The organism is Acetobacter musti (assembly GCF_011516835.1).
In the GTDB taxonomy this organism is placed as follows: Bacteria; Pseudomonadota; Alphaproteobacteria; order Acetobacterales; family Acetobacteraceae; genus Acetobacter; species Acetobacter musti.
The window spans coordinates 112,950-126,517 of record NZ_WOTB01000007.1 but is presented as its reverse complement, the minus strand read 5'-3'; the positions used below and the strand labels follow the sequence as shown (position 1 = coordinate 126,517).

At 48.6% G+C, this 13,568-nt stretch carries 13 protein-coding genes; all 13 read left to right on the top strand.

Annotated elements, in window-relative coordinates; all coding sequences use genetic code 11:
* Positions 1-17: 17 nt before the first annotated feature.
* The 13 genes from GOB93_RS07475 to GOB93_RS07415 all read left to right on the top strand — a co-directional run bounded on the left by GOB93_RS07475 (position 18) and on the right by GOB93_RS07415 (position 13,348).
* Positions 18-476 carry a hypothetical protein gene (locus GOB93_RS07475; protein WP_173582875.1) on the top strand — a complete coding sequence of 153 codons (459 nt, stop codon included), beginning with the start codon at positions 18-20 and terminating at the stop codon, positions 474-476.
* A gap of 40 nt (positions 477-516) precedes the next feature.
* Positions 517-1,812 carry a terminase large subunit domain-containing protein gene (locus GOB93_RS07470; RefSeq protein ID WP_173582874.1) on the top strand — a complete coding sequence of 432 codons (1,296 nt, stop codon included), beginning with the start codon at positions 517-519 and terminating at the stop codon, positions 1,810-1,812.
* A 49-nt stretch (positions 1,813-1,861) separates the two neighbouring features.
* Positions 1,862-3,367: a phage portal protein gene (locus GOB93_RS07465; RefSeq protein WP_173582873.1), complete on the top strand. Its 1,506-nt coding sequence runs from the start codon at positions 1,862-1,864 to the stop codon at positions 3,365-3,367.
* Positions 3,368-3,934, top strand: coding sequence for a phage scaffolding protein (locus tag GOB93_RS07460; protein ID WP_173582872.1), 567 nt, complete (start codon positions 3,368-3,370; stop codon positions 3,932-3,934).
* Positions 3,935-3,946: 12 nt separating this feature from the next.
* Positions 3,947-5,314 (top strand): DUF4043 domain-containing protein, encoded by a 1,368-nt coding sequence (locus tag GOB93_RS07455; RefSeq protein WP_173582871.1) that lies wholly within the window; start codon positions 3,947-3,949, stop codon positions 5,312-5,314.
* Between the two features lie 64 nt (positions 5,315-5,378).
* Positions 5,379-5,777: a hypothetical protein gene (locus tag GOB93_RS07450; RefSeq protein WP_173582870.1), complete on the top strand. Its 399-nt coding sequence runs from the start codon at positions 5,379-5,381 to the stop codon at positions 5,775-5,777.
* Positions 5,774-6,457, top strand: a complete 684-nt coding sequence (locus GOB93_RS07445; RefSeq protein WP_173582869.1) for a hypothetical protein — start codon at positions 5,774-5,776, stop codon at positions 6,455-6,457. Before GOB93_RS07450 ends, GOB93_RS07445 begins: the two co-directional genes overlap by 4 nt.
* Entirely contained in the window at positions 6,457-8,400 is a 1,944-nt protein-coding gene (locus GOB93_RS07440; RefSeq protein ID WP_173582868.1) for a hypothetical protein, read from the top strand. The genes GOB93_RS07445 and GOB93_RS07440 overlap by 1 nt, the downstream gene beginning before the upstream one ends.
* Positions 8,401-8,698: 298 nt before the next feature.
* A complete protein-coding gene (locus GOB93_RS07435) occupies positions 8,699-10,147 on the top strand; it encodes a phage tail protein (RefSeq protein ID WP_338422317.1) in 1,449 nt (482 codons plus the stop codon).
* Entirely contained in the window at positions 10,147-10,572 is a 426-nt protein-coding gene (locus GOB93_RS07430; RefSeq protein WP_173582866.1) for a hypothetical protein, read from the top strand. Before GOB93_RS07435 ends, GOB93_RS07430 begins: the two co-directional genes overlap by 1 nt.
* Positions 10,572-10,904, top strand: a complete 333-nt coding sequence (locus GOB93_RS07425) for a hypothetical protein (RefSeq protein ID WP_173582865.1) — start codon at positions 10,572-10,574, stop codon at positions 10,902-10,904. The genes GOB93_RS07430 and GOB93_RS07425 overlap by 1 nt, the downstream gene beginning before the upstream one ends.
* A gap of 498 nt (positions 10,905-11,402) precedes the next feature.
* A complete protein-coding gene (locus GOB93_RS07420; protein WP_173582864.1) occupies positions 11,403-12,440 on the top strand; it encodes a hypothetical protein in 1,038 nt (345 codons plus the stop codon).
* On the top strand, positions 12,437-13,348 hold the full coding sequence (locus GOB93_RS07415; protein ID WP_173582863.1) for a hypothetical protein: 912 nt from the start codon (positions 12,437-12,439) through the stop codon (positions 13,346-13,348). The genes GOB93_RS07420 and GOB93_RS07415 overlap by 4 nt, the downstream gene beginning before the upstream one ends.
* The last annotated feature ends 220 nt before the right edge of the window (positions 13,349-13,568 follow it).

Sequence of the window (13,568 nt, the reverse complement as noted above, 5' to 3'; positions counted from 1 at the left end):
AGCGTATTCGAAGCCCCATGACACTCAGCGAATTTGTAGCGCTGTGTGACTGTGTCGTGAAGACAGGTAATAGCTCGCATTGCATGCGTCTCGTTGGACGCCCTCTTGATGATCTTTATTATTTTTTAAAAAAAAATCCAGACGAAAGGGAGCGTCTGACGATGGCCAGATCTCTTTTTCATGATGAGCTCACATCTTCCGTACGGGAACTTGCCTTTCAGGGAATTCCAGGATTTCGCAGAGGCGAGAAAGGTAGAATCGTTACCGATACAGATGGAGAACCGATCGTTGATCGTGTACCAAACGTTCAGCTTATTGCAGCCGTATTAAAGGAAGGAGCAAGCAGGCTTGCGCGATCGGAAAGAAATGATCTTGTTCGTGCAATGAGTTCCAGAACACCAGACGAAACTCAGACAATTCAGCTGGAAATAGAATCTGATCCTCCACCAGAAGTCATTGATATTGGAAAGAAGTAGAAGGTCAGATGCGAAACGCCCACCTTTAACAAATCCTCAAATGGATATTTATCAGGCGGGATGGAAATCGGATTCGCGCTTCAGAGTAGCTGTATGTGGCCGGCGGTTTGGTAAAACATTTGAAGCTGCAGAGGAAATGCGGAGGGCAATAAAATTTGCTGTTCGAGAAAATATAAGTCCTGAAAATGAAATATGGTATGGAGCGCCCACATATAAGCAGGCAAAAAAAATATTCTGGCCTCGTCTTAAAAGTACTGTACCACGGCACTGGCTGAAATCGGCCCCGCGTGAATCTGATCTGGCTCTGACAATCAGACCTTACGGACATATCGTTCGGGTAGTAGGACTTGAAAATTACGATGCATTACGTGGATCAGGATTATTCTTCTTTTTAGGGGATGAATGGGCTGACGTAAAACCTGAAGTATGGAATGAGATTCTGAGGCCTATGCTTTCAACTGCACAGGGCCACGCGCTTTTTATTGGAACACCAAAAGGACGGGACCATTTCCACGACTTATATCTGAAGGGGCAGGACGGACCAGGAAAAGAGCCAGGGTGGTGGTCATGCTCTTACACAACACTGGATGGCGGGAACGTTCCCCCGGCAGAAATTGAGAATGCAAGACAATGTCTTGATATTCGTCAGTTTCGGCAAGAATATGAAGCATCGTTCGAAACATTTTCCGGACGTTGCCTCTATGCTTTTTCCCGTGAAAAATCAATAAGAAATATGAGTTACAACGCTGAGCAGGCAGTCCATATCGGTCTGGACTTTAACGTTAATCCCATATCGGCAACTGTCTGGCAGGAAAAAACAGACGAAAATGGGAATATAACATCATTCCAGATAGATGAAATCGTTTTACCAACCTCAAACACTGATGAAATTGCCCAGGAAATTTTACGAAGATATGGTAAAAAGAAGATTTTATTTTCCGGAGAAGAGTCTGCTGATTGCGATCATATAACAATATACCCCGATCCATCCGGACAGGCGAACAGAACATCATCATGTGGCCGAACTGATATATCCATTCTGAAATCATTTGGCTTCAATATAAACGTAATGAAAAAGGCCCCGAAAGTAAGAGAACGATTAAACATTACAAATGCAATGTTTGAAAATTCCGCAGGAGAGAGACGTGCATACGTATCTCCGGTTTGCCGAAAAAGCATTGAAAGTTATGAACGATATATTTATCGCAGCGGAACTTCAGAGCCTGACAAAAATGGTGGGTTTGATCATCTTGTCGATGCAACAGGATACTATTTCTTTTTCAGATTTTTAAAGCCGGACACGTCACCGCCTCTTTCCAGAATACTCGAGCGATAATCAATTCACAGAATTTAGTACAAATCACCAGAAGAGGATATCCATAATTATGGACTGGGTAGAGCTCAAAAAGACGATGATGTTTCCATCGACTTACTCGTGCCGGACAAAAAACCTTCTTGCCTTAGAAAAGGTTCTTGATGGTACAATGTACAATCATATACCACATCCTTTTTTTAAAAGTTGCGACAGTGATGGCACATATATTCCGGTAAACAGACGACGACCGTCAATACGAACTCACCTTTGCAGTACAGTGGTTGACGATTCAGCTTCGCTTCTTTTCAGTCAGTCGCACTGGCCAGCCGTGGTCGTAAAGACAGATGACGGCGCAGATGATAACGACCGCGAACATCTGATCAGAAATATCATTGCGGATCTCCATCTGGCGTCAGTAATGGAACAGGCAGCCGTCATGGGTTCCGTAGGATCTGTCGCAGTCCTTGTTCAGGCTATTGATGACGAACTCATTATCGAAATAAAAAGAACCTGCTTTCTTGAGCCTGTATTCTCACTGTTTGACGCCAGAAGACTGGTGAAAGTACGGGAGCAGTACGTCGTGGACGCCGATGGTCTTATGCGGGCCGGTCTTGGTGAGTTTCCACCCGGAAATTACTGGTTCACGAGAGATTTTACAGAAAATGAGACTGTCTGGTATCAGCCGATAAAGCTGGGAAGTGCTCCACATACCGATGACGGTCTTATAAGAGACAACACGAGATCAGTCATTCATGGACTGGGTGTTGTCCCGATTGTCTGGATAAAAAACCTTCCGGGAACAGATCCGGGCTCCCCTGATGGAAAGTGTACATTTTCGGCCGGTATCGATGCGATGATCGATGCAGATTATCTGCTGTCACAAACCGTTCGGGGACTGCGGTATTCAGCCGACCCGACAATGGTACTTTCGACCGACGAATATCAGTTGCCCGGCGGCATGACGCAGCAGATGCCGAAGGACGCCTCTCATGCCATCTCACTCCCTCAGGGTGGCGATGCAAAGCTTCTGGAAATAAACGGTACCGGAGCAACGGCATCTCTCAATATGTGGGAAGCATTACGGTCGCTCGCACTTGAAGCTATGCACGGAAACAGAGCTCAGGGAGACCGGCTTACGGCTGCCCAGTCAGGCCGCGCTATGGAATTGATGTGTCTGGGACTGACCTGGCTGACAGGACGACTACGCAGATCTTATGGCGAATTCGGCCTCATTTCAATTTTGAATCTTATATGTCGAATCAGCCAGGCCGTTCCGGATCTCCGCATAGCCGGACGCGTTCATGGACCTGTTAAGTCGGGAAATATTTCCCTGGTATGGCCTCCGTGGTTTGAACCAACATTTGGAGACATGCAGACTATGGCTAATGCGGTTCAGGCCGCTCGTTCTGCAAATGCGGTATCGATGGACTCGGCAGTCAGGATGATGCGCCCTGCAACGCATGTTCAGCATGTTGGTGAAGAGAAAAACAAAATACTTAATGACATTAAAAAGCATGATGAGCGTCTGAGAGCATTGGACGGGCAGGTTCAGGACCGCGATCCAACTGAGGTATAAATGAAATTATTTGAAAGAATTACCTGTTCCCCAGAAGAAGGAGGTTCGGGAGAGGCTAATCCGTTGAATCGATCGGCTGCGGACAGTGTCGCTGATGCGTTTTCGAATCAGCTCGCGCAGACACAGGCTGATCTTGCTGAAGCACGAGCGCGGAATGCGGCAATGGAAGCAGAACTCGAGCGCGCTCGTGTTGAAGTGTCATCCGCAAACGAGATACGGGCAGCAGAAATAGCCGAGGTAAGACGAAGCGCGGCCATTAAAGCGGCGGCTGTCACATCCGGTCTCGTCGACATGGATTGTCTCCCATTGCTCGATACGTCAGGCGTTTCAGTAGATTCGGACGGAAATGTTATCGGTGTTGATGAAGCCTTTTCGGAGCTGAAGACACGTAAACCATTCCTGTTTCCATCTCGCGACAAAGAAGGAAAATCAACAGGAACTGCGAAATTCGTCGCCGCACCGAGGGTAAAAGCGGCTGGTCCGACATCAGTACGCGAAATGACAGAGTCGGACTACAAAGCTTCTCTTAAGAAAATTGCGCCCTCCTACTCACGACGTTATAATTAAAGGATTTTAAACGTGGCTATTGATAATTTTCCTGCACAGCTACAGCCAATTATTCAGGAGGGCTACCTCGCTCGTGAGTTTGGAGCTGCTCTTCAGTCGCGCATCGCATTCAGAGCGATTGCCGACCGTGAGATTTTTCCGAATCGGATTGGCGAAAGCATTACGAAAACACGTAAAGGTCTTAAGGCGCCTGTCACAACGCCTATGAACCCCACGCAGAATACGAACTTTGATAATGGTCTGACCCCGTCTACGTGGTCCGTCGAGCAGTATACCCTCTCCATCAACCAGTATGGGGATACAATCGATCTCAATGTGGTCAGCGAAGGCGTAGGAATCGCAGATCAGTTTCTGGCTAATGCAAATACGAACGGCATCCAGGCCCTTCAGTCACTGGACCGTATCGCCCGCAACACACTGTTCGGCGGGGGTTCCTCAGGCGTAGGCGGTTATATGGGGGGCAACACCCGTATCGCAGTAACACTGAGCACTTCGGGAACTCAGGTCTCCGTAGACGACATTCGTGGTTTCGAACGTGTACTCAGTTCGGCAGGTCAGGTCGTCTCGGTAGATCAGTCTTCCGGGATGACTGTAACTGTCGGCAGCAATGCCTACACGCTGGTGGGTGTGAGCGCAGACGCCGTCAATACATCCACAGCCCCTCTTGGCCAGTCCGGCAAATTAACTTTTTCGACATCGGTGTCCGTTGCGGATGCTACCGCAGGCAATCCGGTCGTAGCCTCCACGGCACCGCTTGTTCTGCGCCCCAACAACAGGCTTACGACAGCAGGGCTTGTCGCTCCGGTGGGGAACTATGGCTCCAGCACGTACGTCGCCGGAGATACCCTCGGTATTCAGACAGTACTCGCCGCTGTGGCTGCGCTCCGGATGAATAACGTTCCGACAATCGACGGCGCATATCATTGTTATCTTGATGATCAGCAGATGCTCGGGCTGTTCCGTGATGGCGATTTTAAATATCTCTATCGCGGTGCGTATGGAAGCGAAACATACCGGGCTGGCTCTGTCGTTGAACTTCTTGGTGTTCGGTTTATACCAACCACAGAGGCCCCGTTGCAGGCCTCGCTGGGCGCAGGCGTAATTCATCGTGCTATTGTATGCGGACAGGGCGCCCTCATTGAAGGAGACTACAACGGTACTCTCGATATTCCGGACAGCGACAGAGCTCTCGTAGAAAATGTCGACGGAATCATGATGATTACACGAGAGCCTCTGGATCGTCTGAAACAGATTATCGCCCAGTCCTGGTACTGGATCGGTGGATTTGCCCTGCCAACAGATGCGACAGTCAATCCGTCGATTATTCCGACCTCCACGAATAGTTATCTGAAACGTGGTGTAGTCATAGAAAGTCTCTGAAAGAAGACAAGTGACCCGTTAATGACGGGTCACATTCTCTGTTATTATAATACGGATATTGATCATGACTAATGGATTGCTGTCGATTAGTCTGTCGGATGCCGAAAAGGTAAACGTGCGGCGATATTGCTGGTATCCTGCGTTGGGATCTGACACAAGCATAAGAAATACATGGCCCTATTTTGATAAATATGGTGACTTCGAATATAAATTGAATAATTTATCTGAGCCTGAAATCGGTGTTCTCAGATCGATGCTGGGAACACTGTCCTGTCTTGAGGCAGGTCCGTCACAGGCGGCACAAAATATCGATACTGACAAAGCATCTGTATGGACACATAACAAAACAGAAGTAAAAGAAAGAATTCATCTGTTTTATCAGCAAAGACTTGAACTGGTCCGGTTTCTCGGAGTCGAGCCAGGGCCAGGATATTGTCCGAATACAATTCGGTTTGTCGTGTGATGAGGCTAACCTGTCTGCAGAATAAAATTGCTGCTGGTCTCAGTAAGGTGGCGTCAATTCTCGGCGTAAACGTGAAATTATACAGAGCAACGGATTCTACTGGTCCGTATGAGAACGGATATCTTTTCAACACTCTCTGCCTGTTTGACTCTGCAGCATCACTTTCCGGTACGTCGCCATTGATCTGGGGACACAAATTCGCTTTCGCCGCAATAAATACGTCAGCATCAAAGTGCGGCGATTATCTTGTGGTCCAGTCAGATACGGAATTATTATCTTACCCTCAGGATACCTATTTTATAGCACGGATTGAACCGACCAGGCCGATCCTCGTCGTTTTAACCAACGAAGTTATATCAATATTCGAAAGCGATGTTTCATCGGACGATAAATCTGTGGGACTTCGCCCTCCGGAAGGACCGACATGGAAGTCGGACAGAATAATCGCTGAAAACTGGCCGGTATCAATGCTGAAAAGCGGCACCGGTAATCGTCCCGCCTCCCGGCTGGGAACAGATATTCCATCCGGTAGTTTTGAAATCCTTATGCCCGCAATTCCGAACGTCACTTTGCATCAGGGATTGCGCGTCAAAACATCTCACGGGGTAGCATACCATATCTATAGTGTCGAAATGACGACGTTTGGAACACGCATAGCTGTACTGGCGGATCAGACATAATGGCACAGGTTTGTGAGGTAGAAGCTGCGCTGGCGAAGGCTATAGCCAATTATATATATCCTCCGCAGACAAACGGCACACTGGTCTCAGTTTTAGGATTCGATGTAAAAATCTGCCGGGGCTGGCCACAGGAAACCGAACTGGGTAACGACGTTATGTCAGCACCTGGGACAGGGTGGATTACCGTAAATCAAAAGCCCGACAGTGCAACCAATAAAACACGTTACCGGCGCAACTGGTTCGAAAAGGGAAATGATACTCCTTTTGGCCTAACAGTGCTGACTGCAAATACAGGTAACGCCGTTACGTTTCAGGGCACAGCAGCGCGCAATGGGGTAGCTGGTGTTGTTATTAATGACGTCGCTTATCCTGCCGCGGTCAAAACTGGTGATTCAGCAACTCTAATCGCTCAGACAATCGCCGCAAAAGTGAATAACGTAGGTGAGGCCGCATTGTCGTGTTCAGACACGACATTAACTGTTGCGTCGTCTGATACCATATACGGAAAAGCGGCTGAGACTGTTGAAATATACCGTGAGTTATCCCGAACAGAACAGGGATTCAGCATTTCGATATTTGCTCCATCAATAGAAATGCGCGACACGATAGAACAGGCTGTAACATCGGCTCTTCTGGAACAGAAACTGCCTGATATCGATAAAAACGAATTAGGTTATCTCAGATTTTCCAGCAGAGAGCTGGTGGACACAAACCTTAACGCAAACCTGTATCGTCTGGATCTCGTCTGGAAAACAGAGATCGCCTGGACCGAATCTGCACAGTCTGCTCCCGTGCTCTGGCCAGTCGGAATCGTGAATTCGGCCTGGGCATTTGGCGTCGCCGGTACAGAAACTCCCGCTGCCTTGCCGCCACTGGGAGCTATCAGATTCGATGCCTGGTATGATATGAATAATACAATCGACCAGCAATGCGCAGATGCCCTGAGCGACCCGGAATGGTACTACCGCCTGCCCGGCAATTCTGCTGTAAACAGTACCGGATCAGTATCATGGCCCACCGCGACACAGGCTTCGATTGATGCTGAAATCGCTCTGGCTGTTTCATGTGGATTATCATTCTGGGCCTTTGACTCATATGATAAAGACAATACTCTGAGTCTCGCGCTTTCGCTATATTTGTCGAGCAGCGAAAAGAATGGACTTCAATTTTGCATGATCGGCCAGTCATCGAACTGGTCAGATCAAAACAGTTCTGACGGTTACTCAGATATCCTGAAGAGAGATATAGCTCTCATGGCCCGTTCTGAATATATGACCGTCATGGGTGAAAGACCCTTGTATTTTGTACTTGATGCAAGCTCGGAACAACTGGCAGAGCTTCCCGGAGGCCTGAATACGGCGATTACATTTGTCCGGGACTCGGTGTCGGACGCCATTGGCGTGACTCCTTACATTGTCTATCTCTCGGGCGCTGCGCTTGCCGACTATAATAATACTTCTGCGGCGCAGGCCGCAGGGGCGGATGCTGCAGGCGCTTACTGCACGCCACGCCTGTCAGGAGCCCCGCAGCCATATTCTGCTCTGGTTCATGCGGCGGAAAGTGACTGGGCCGACAGGGCCGCAACGGGTTTCCCAATGATTCCGACTGCTATGACGGGGTGGGATCAAAGACCCCTTGTAGAGCGACCTCAGGAGTTCTATCCGCTGAGCTCAGCCCTGACCGACAATAATTACTACGAAGATGCATCAGCGCCTGACATCGCAAATCATATTATGAACATGGCTCGATTTTTACAGAGCTCTTCCGCATCTCCGGCGTCAGTGGGACTGATTTACGCCTGGAATGAATTCGCTGAAGGCGGCTGGCTTGCGCCGACATACTCGGCAGACGGTCCCGTAACCGACCGTATTCTGGCGGTAGGGTCAGCTATAACTGATGCAACACGGGAAAGCGTGTTTCCAGATCTGCCTTTTATTACATAGAGAGATCGATGCAAAAAGCGTTATTGGTGATTTCAGATTTTGCGAATTATAAAAAAGGAGATCTGATAGAAAATACTGTTACTATAGCAAGCATTATAAGCTCATATTACGCGAAATTTGTCATTACGGTGAACGTGCCGAATGCCACTAAAGCTCGCACTGTGGAGCAGAAGGGCGAATAGAAATGGGTATAATTTCTCAAAGCGGATCTATTAACACGGCAGCTCTGACTGTCCCGGATCTGTATGTTCAGATTCAGACCTCCGGCAGTACCTCGCTTTCCGGAGCGTCGACAAATGTGATTGGCGTCGTGGGCACCGCAAGCTGGGGACCGGTAAATACACCTGTTGTATTCGGAACTTCCCAGGAACGCATCGCTGCATTCGGCCCTATGCAGACCTCCGCATATGATCTTGCTACTGTTGTTTCTACTGCCATCGTGCAGGGCGCAAGTTCATTTACGGGCGTGCGTGTTACCGATGGGACAGATGTCGCTGCATCCTATGCAATGCTTTATGACTCAGTTGCGGGAACTTACCCCGTCCTGCTGGCTGCGAAATATACCGGCAGCGCTGGAAATACAATAAGCGTCGAACTGACTACAGGATCGGCACCCGGCACATGGAAACTGGTATTGCAGATGCCAAATGCTCTTCCGGAGTCATTTGATAATCTTTCTGTATCGGAAGGGAATGCCTCGTTCTGGTCTGATCTTGTGACCGCAGTCAACAGCGGCCAGTCATCATTACGCGGCCCGAGCGCTCTGGTCGTAGCGACCGCCGGAACAAATTCCAGTGTAAGTCCGTCTGCCATTACAAATCAGACCCTCATGAACGGCGCAGACGGTAATACTTCTGTATCGGCTGAGCAGCTCGTTGGCTCGGACGGAACATCCAGATCCGGCATGTACGCGCTGCGCGGACAGAGCTGCAGCATAGGCGTCCTGGCCGGAGTAACTGACTCTTCGACCTGGTCGACTCAGATTTCTTTCGGTCTTGGTGAAGGAGTCTATATGATTGCAGCAGGTCCCTCCGGAGAGCTGATTTCGGACGCAGTTTCCCGACGCGCCGCTGCGGGCGTTGATAGCTATGCTTTGAAAGTAATGTTGGGAGACTGGCTATACTGGTACGATTCAGAAAACTCTGTCACACGACTTGTATCGCCGCAAGGATTTGTCGCCGGACGACTTTCAGTTTTATCACCGGAATTACCAAGCCTCAATAAACAGTTATATGGAATTGTTGGCAGTCAGAAAGCCGGGTTATCCTCCAGCGGTCAGACACTGACTTATTCATCCGCTGAACTGACATCTTTGTTCGAAAACGGCATCGATGTTATCTGCAATCCGGCTCCCGGAGGCGCCTACTGGTGCGTGAGAGGCGGATTTAATGTCTCCAGCAATCCGGAAATAGACGGTGACGAGTATACCCGGGTAACGAATTTTATTGCTGAAACAATTTCAAATGGCATGGGAATCTATATTGGTCTCGCCATCTCACCGACGTTATTTTCTAATGTCGAGGCGACATTAACAGGATTTCTATCTGATTTGCAATCACAGGGCATCATTGGGACAGCGTCGGGAAGCACTGCCTACTCAGTCGTGTGTTCAACGACAAATAATCCTCAATCAAGAATTGCGCTGGGTTATCTGCAGGCTGATGTCTCAGTGACATACCTGGGCGTAAACAGAATGTTTATTGTAAATATAAACGGGGGCGCCGACGTTACGGTGACGAATAGCTAATGTCTTCATTGTACACCATTGGTCGTCAGGGCTCTATCATTTTGATATGGAATGGAACGAGAATCGATCTCGAAGATGTCGTCGATTTTCAGGTTCGTCAGGAAATTAAAGTTCAGCGAACGAATCCTTTAAACAAGCCTCCCATTGAATTTAATACTCCGGCTGGATGGCGGGGAAGCTTTACGATCGACCGGGGAAATTATGCTCTCGACGATCTGTTCAATGCGGATGAACTCGCGTTCTGGAACAGCAATACAATTTCCTCCGGAGTGCTGTATTGCTATATTCAGGAAACCGACGGATCAACATCAAAGTATGAATACTCGGGACTGACATTATCATTTTCCAATGCAGGGAAATTTAATGCGGAAGATATCGTCACTCAGACCGTACAATTTTTCGCCAGTCAGCGCAGGGCTATATAATGTCTGGTAATTCTGTCACTGATAACGTTGAAATCACGTCCGGAAACGGAAAGAAAATCGAGTATCGGGAAATGAATCCCGGTGAAATTCTGGATTTTCTTCTTGCCTGCGGGAATGATGGCTCAGCAAACGAAGTCTATCTGAATGCAGCCCAGTCCTGGTGTTCTGTGCGTACGATAGATGGTGTTCCAATGCCGTTCCCTCGCAACAAGGACGGAATCAGGGATCTTGTAAACCGTTTAGGCACAGATGGAATTAACGCGGTAGAAGATTATATTTCGTCAAAACAGACAATTGACCGTCAGGAACAGATGGAAGAAATAAAAAACTAGCATCCTCCCCGTCCCTCTGGACAATTATGACGCTCCTGCGTGCGAATGTCCCTTATGAAGTCATACAACAATGGGACTGGCGAATTCGTGCTGCGGCCCTCGTGGTAGCGGGCCGGCTGGACGGGGGGGAATATTGCTGGGAACGAGCCATCTGGACTGAATGACTTTATACCTTCCGATGTTGAAGAGTGGATTCCATAACAGGATATTACTTTCCTGATGATTAATTTTGCGAGGCTGTGTGACTTTATCCCGATTTGACAGTTCGTCGCTGCTCAGGAAGAGCAGTGTGAACCTGGATATACTACACAATCACCGTAAACATTCCCAAGTTCACGGATTATTTCGCAATAAAATCGGAGCTGCTGGTATTGTGCGGAATGCCGGCATGGCCACGAAATATGGCATGCGACTTCATAAGGAGTCGTATGCTTCCGGTTTTTTTTACGTTTCCTGCGCTCATCCCATATGGTTTCTGATAAGCGGGAAGTTATCCGTATGCCGCACAAACGGAACGGCGCTACAGACGGTCAGATTACCGCACGACTGGCCGTAAACAGAAACATTAATAGTCTGAATGATTATGTAGATGACCATAGATCGCGCAGACGACGGGAGACAGTCCTCCCGTCGAGTTCTCGTCCTGCAGAAGTCGCCAGAACAGAAATTAACTCCTCACTCGTATCCCGGGGATTATACAAACCTGACCAGACCGGAAAGAGAATCGGCGAAACCTCAGACCAGGCTCCCGGCACAAAAAAAATCCAGCCGATAATTACGCTATTATCCAACCAGAAAACCGCAAGAGAAACAAAAAATTTTGCAGGAATTACTGAAGCAGATCCTGGAAAATATAAACTTAGTCTTCGGCAGAATGATCCCGTTTCTGCTGCCAAAGTAATAAATATGGAGAGGGGGATAACTGATCGCCACCGTGAAACCCAATATCGGGCGTTGCCCTTATTGGAGCGATCCATTTCCTCCGCCAGACGGGATAATGCGGATTACTTCCGGTCAAATAATACCATCGGGCAAAAGACACGTATTATACAAATGAACGGATTCGCGGGACCTTCGCTATCATCTCGCAATACAGGGCACATCGCTAATCCAGCTTCTATGCGAGACCAGAATCGGAAAATCAGAGATATGTCAGCAGGCACCCATACCTTGACGCCTGATTATTTCGCCCGCAGGAGAGACTACTCGTTGTCGGCATCGTTCATCCGATATGGAAAAATTACAAACAGCAGAACGAGTTCACAAACAGAACGCCGACAGGATCTTCCTGAACGCGGCGAATCAGATGCGCAGACCTCGCGTCAACTGACCGGTAACTCCAAGTCTGGAGAAATAAATGAACTGGCATCTGGCCGGAGAATCGACACTCAATCCGGGACGGTGCACGTTTCCAATATCTCTGAAATCGCGGATGCAGTCGCGCAGAAATTCGGCAACGGTCTTTGTTCTGCACCCACAACTTCACCTCTTTCATGGGTGCAAAGCACTCCATGTTATCCCGGAGTGCATCTGTGACCAGCTTACTGGGCGTCATCGGGGCTGTCGGTTCCGCTATTGGGACTCAGTCGTTTACACTGGGAACAGTCGAATTTCTGGATACGGAAGTCCCTTCGTCCTTACAATGGGGAGGATATCAGGACACGGCGATTATGCACCGTCCTGGCGGCGGCAAAACTATCTCCCTTTCAGGCTATTATGAAGAGCCACTGGCATGGAAAGGTGTATTTCGCGGCTATAATGCCTGGTCGCGTGCAAATCTGGTCGCGACGATGGTCCGGAGTGGCGGCATTTATACATTTGCCGGAGCGGGTCTGTCGCGACAGGTTATTATTACAGCGTTTGAAGCAATATACACAGATAATGGCACTGTCATTCCCTATAGTATTGTTTGTGAAATTGTCCCTGCCGTCGCTGGCGCTGCCAATGGCACGAAGTCTGCACTGGCAGGCCTCATAGGAGACGATGCCAGTTCAGCCGTGAGTGAAATCAGCGGACTTGTCGATACCGTAGGCTCCTACGTATCTTCTTCAGCAGAAGCGATCTCGACATATGCCGGCCAGATAACACCTCTGGCAAACCTGTTTGGTGCCGGCGGACAATTATCGAGCGTATCCGCAACATTATCTGGCGTTGCAACAGACGCGGGCGCTTTGTCGTCTGTCAGCAGCCAGTCGGCGATTAATACCGTCGGCACCGAGCTTGCCTCGAGTCAATCGGCGGTGTCATCCGTGATGACAATATCGGGGACGGAGCTTTCATCGATAGCGTCAAATGCAGGAACGGATCTTGTACCGGATTCAGGCGCACTGGCTGCAAGTGTCGCTCATTCAGGTGTCGTTGCATCGACTGCTCAGGCTAATGCATATCTTTCCAGAGCAACCGTGAATGTTGGCCTTTCAAACGGAAGTGTAATATCCGATTAAAAAAGGAACATATTAAAATTATCCCAAAAAAACCCGGAGAGTAAATATTGTCCAAAACCATACAAATCGGTCCGAGTAATATATCCTTATGGCATGTTGCTGCAAAATTTCTCGGTGACGCTACACAGGCAAATCGGATCATGAGCCTTAATGGGTTATCAGATACATGGATTACGTCTGTTCAGACTATTATTCTGCCTCCGGTCGATGCAACACAGAC

What these genes read in the sequence shown, in the direction of transcription:
- GOB93_RS07475 (WP_173582875.1), top strand. Translation starts at nt 18, where the DNA reads ATGACACTCAGCGAATTTGTAGCGCTGTGTGACTGTGTCGTGAAGACA.
- GOB93_RS07470 (WP_173582874.1), top strand. Translation starts at nt 517, where the DNA reads ATGGATATTTATCAGGCGGGATGGAAATCGGATTCGCGCTTCAGAGTA.
- GOB93_RS07465 (WP_173582873.1), top strand. Translation starts at nt 1,862, where the DNA reads ATGGACTGGGTAGAGCTCAAAAAGACGATGATGTTTCCATCGACTTAC.
- GOB93_RS07460 (WP_173582872.1), top strand. Translation starts at nt 3,368, where the DNA reads ATGAAATTATTTGAAAGAATTACCTGTTCCCCAGAAGAAGGAGGTTCG.
- GOB93_RS07450 (WP_173582870.1), top strand. Translation starts at nt 5,379, where the DNA reads ATGACTAATGGATTGCTGTCGATTAGTCTGTCGGATGCCGAAAAGGTA.
- GOB93_RS07440 (WP_173582868.1), top strand. Translation starts at nt 6,457, where the DNA reads ATGGCACAGGTTTGTGAGGTAGAAGCTGCGCTGGCGAAGGCTATAGCC.
- GOB93_RS07430 (WP_173582866.1), top strand. Translation starts at nt 10,147, where the DNA reads ATGTCTTCATTGTACACCATTGGTCGTCAGGGCTCTATCATTTTGATA.
- GOB93_RS07425 (WP_173582865.1), top strand. Translation starts at nt 10,572, where the DNA reads ATGTCTGGTAATTCTGTCACTGATAACGTTGAAATCACGTCCGGAAAC.
- GOB93_RS07420 (WP_173582864.1), top strand. Translation starts at nt 11,403, where the DNA reads ATGCCGCACAAACGGAACGGCGCTACAGACGGTCAGATTACCGCACGA.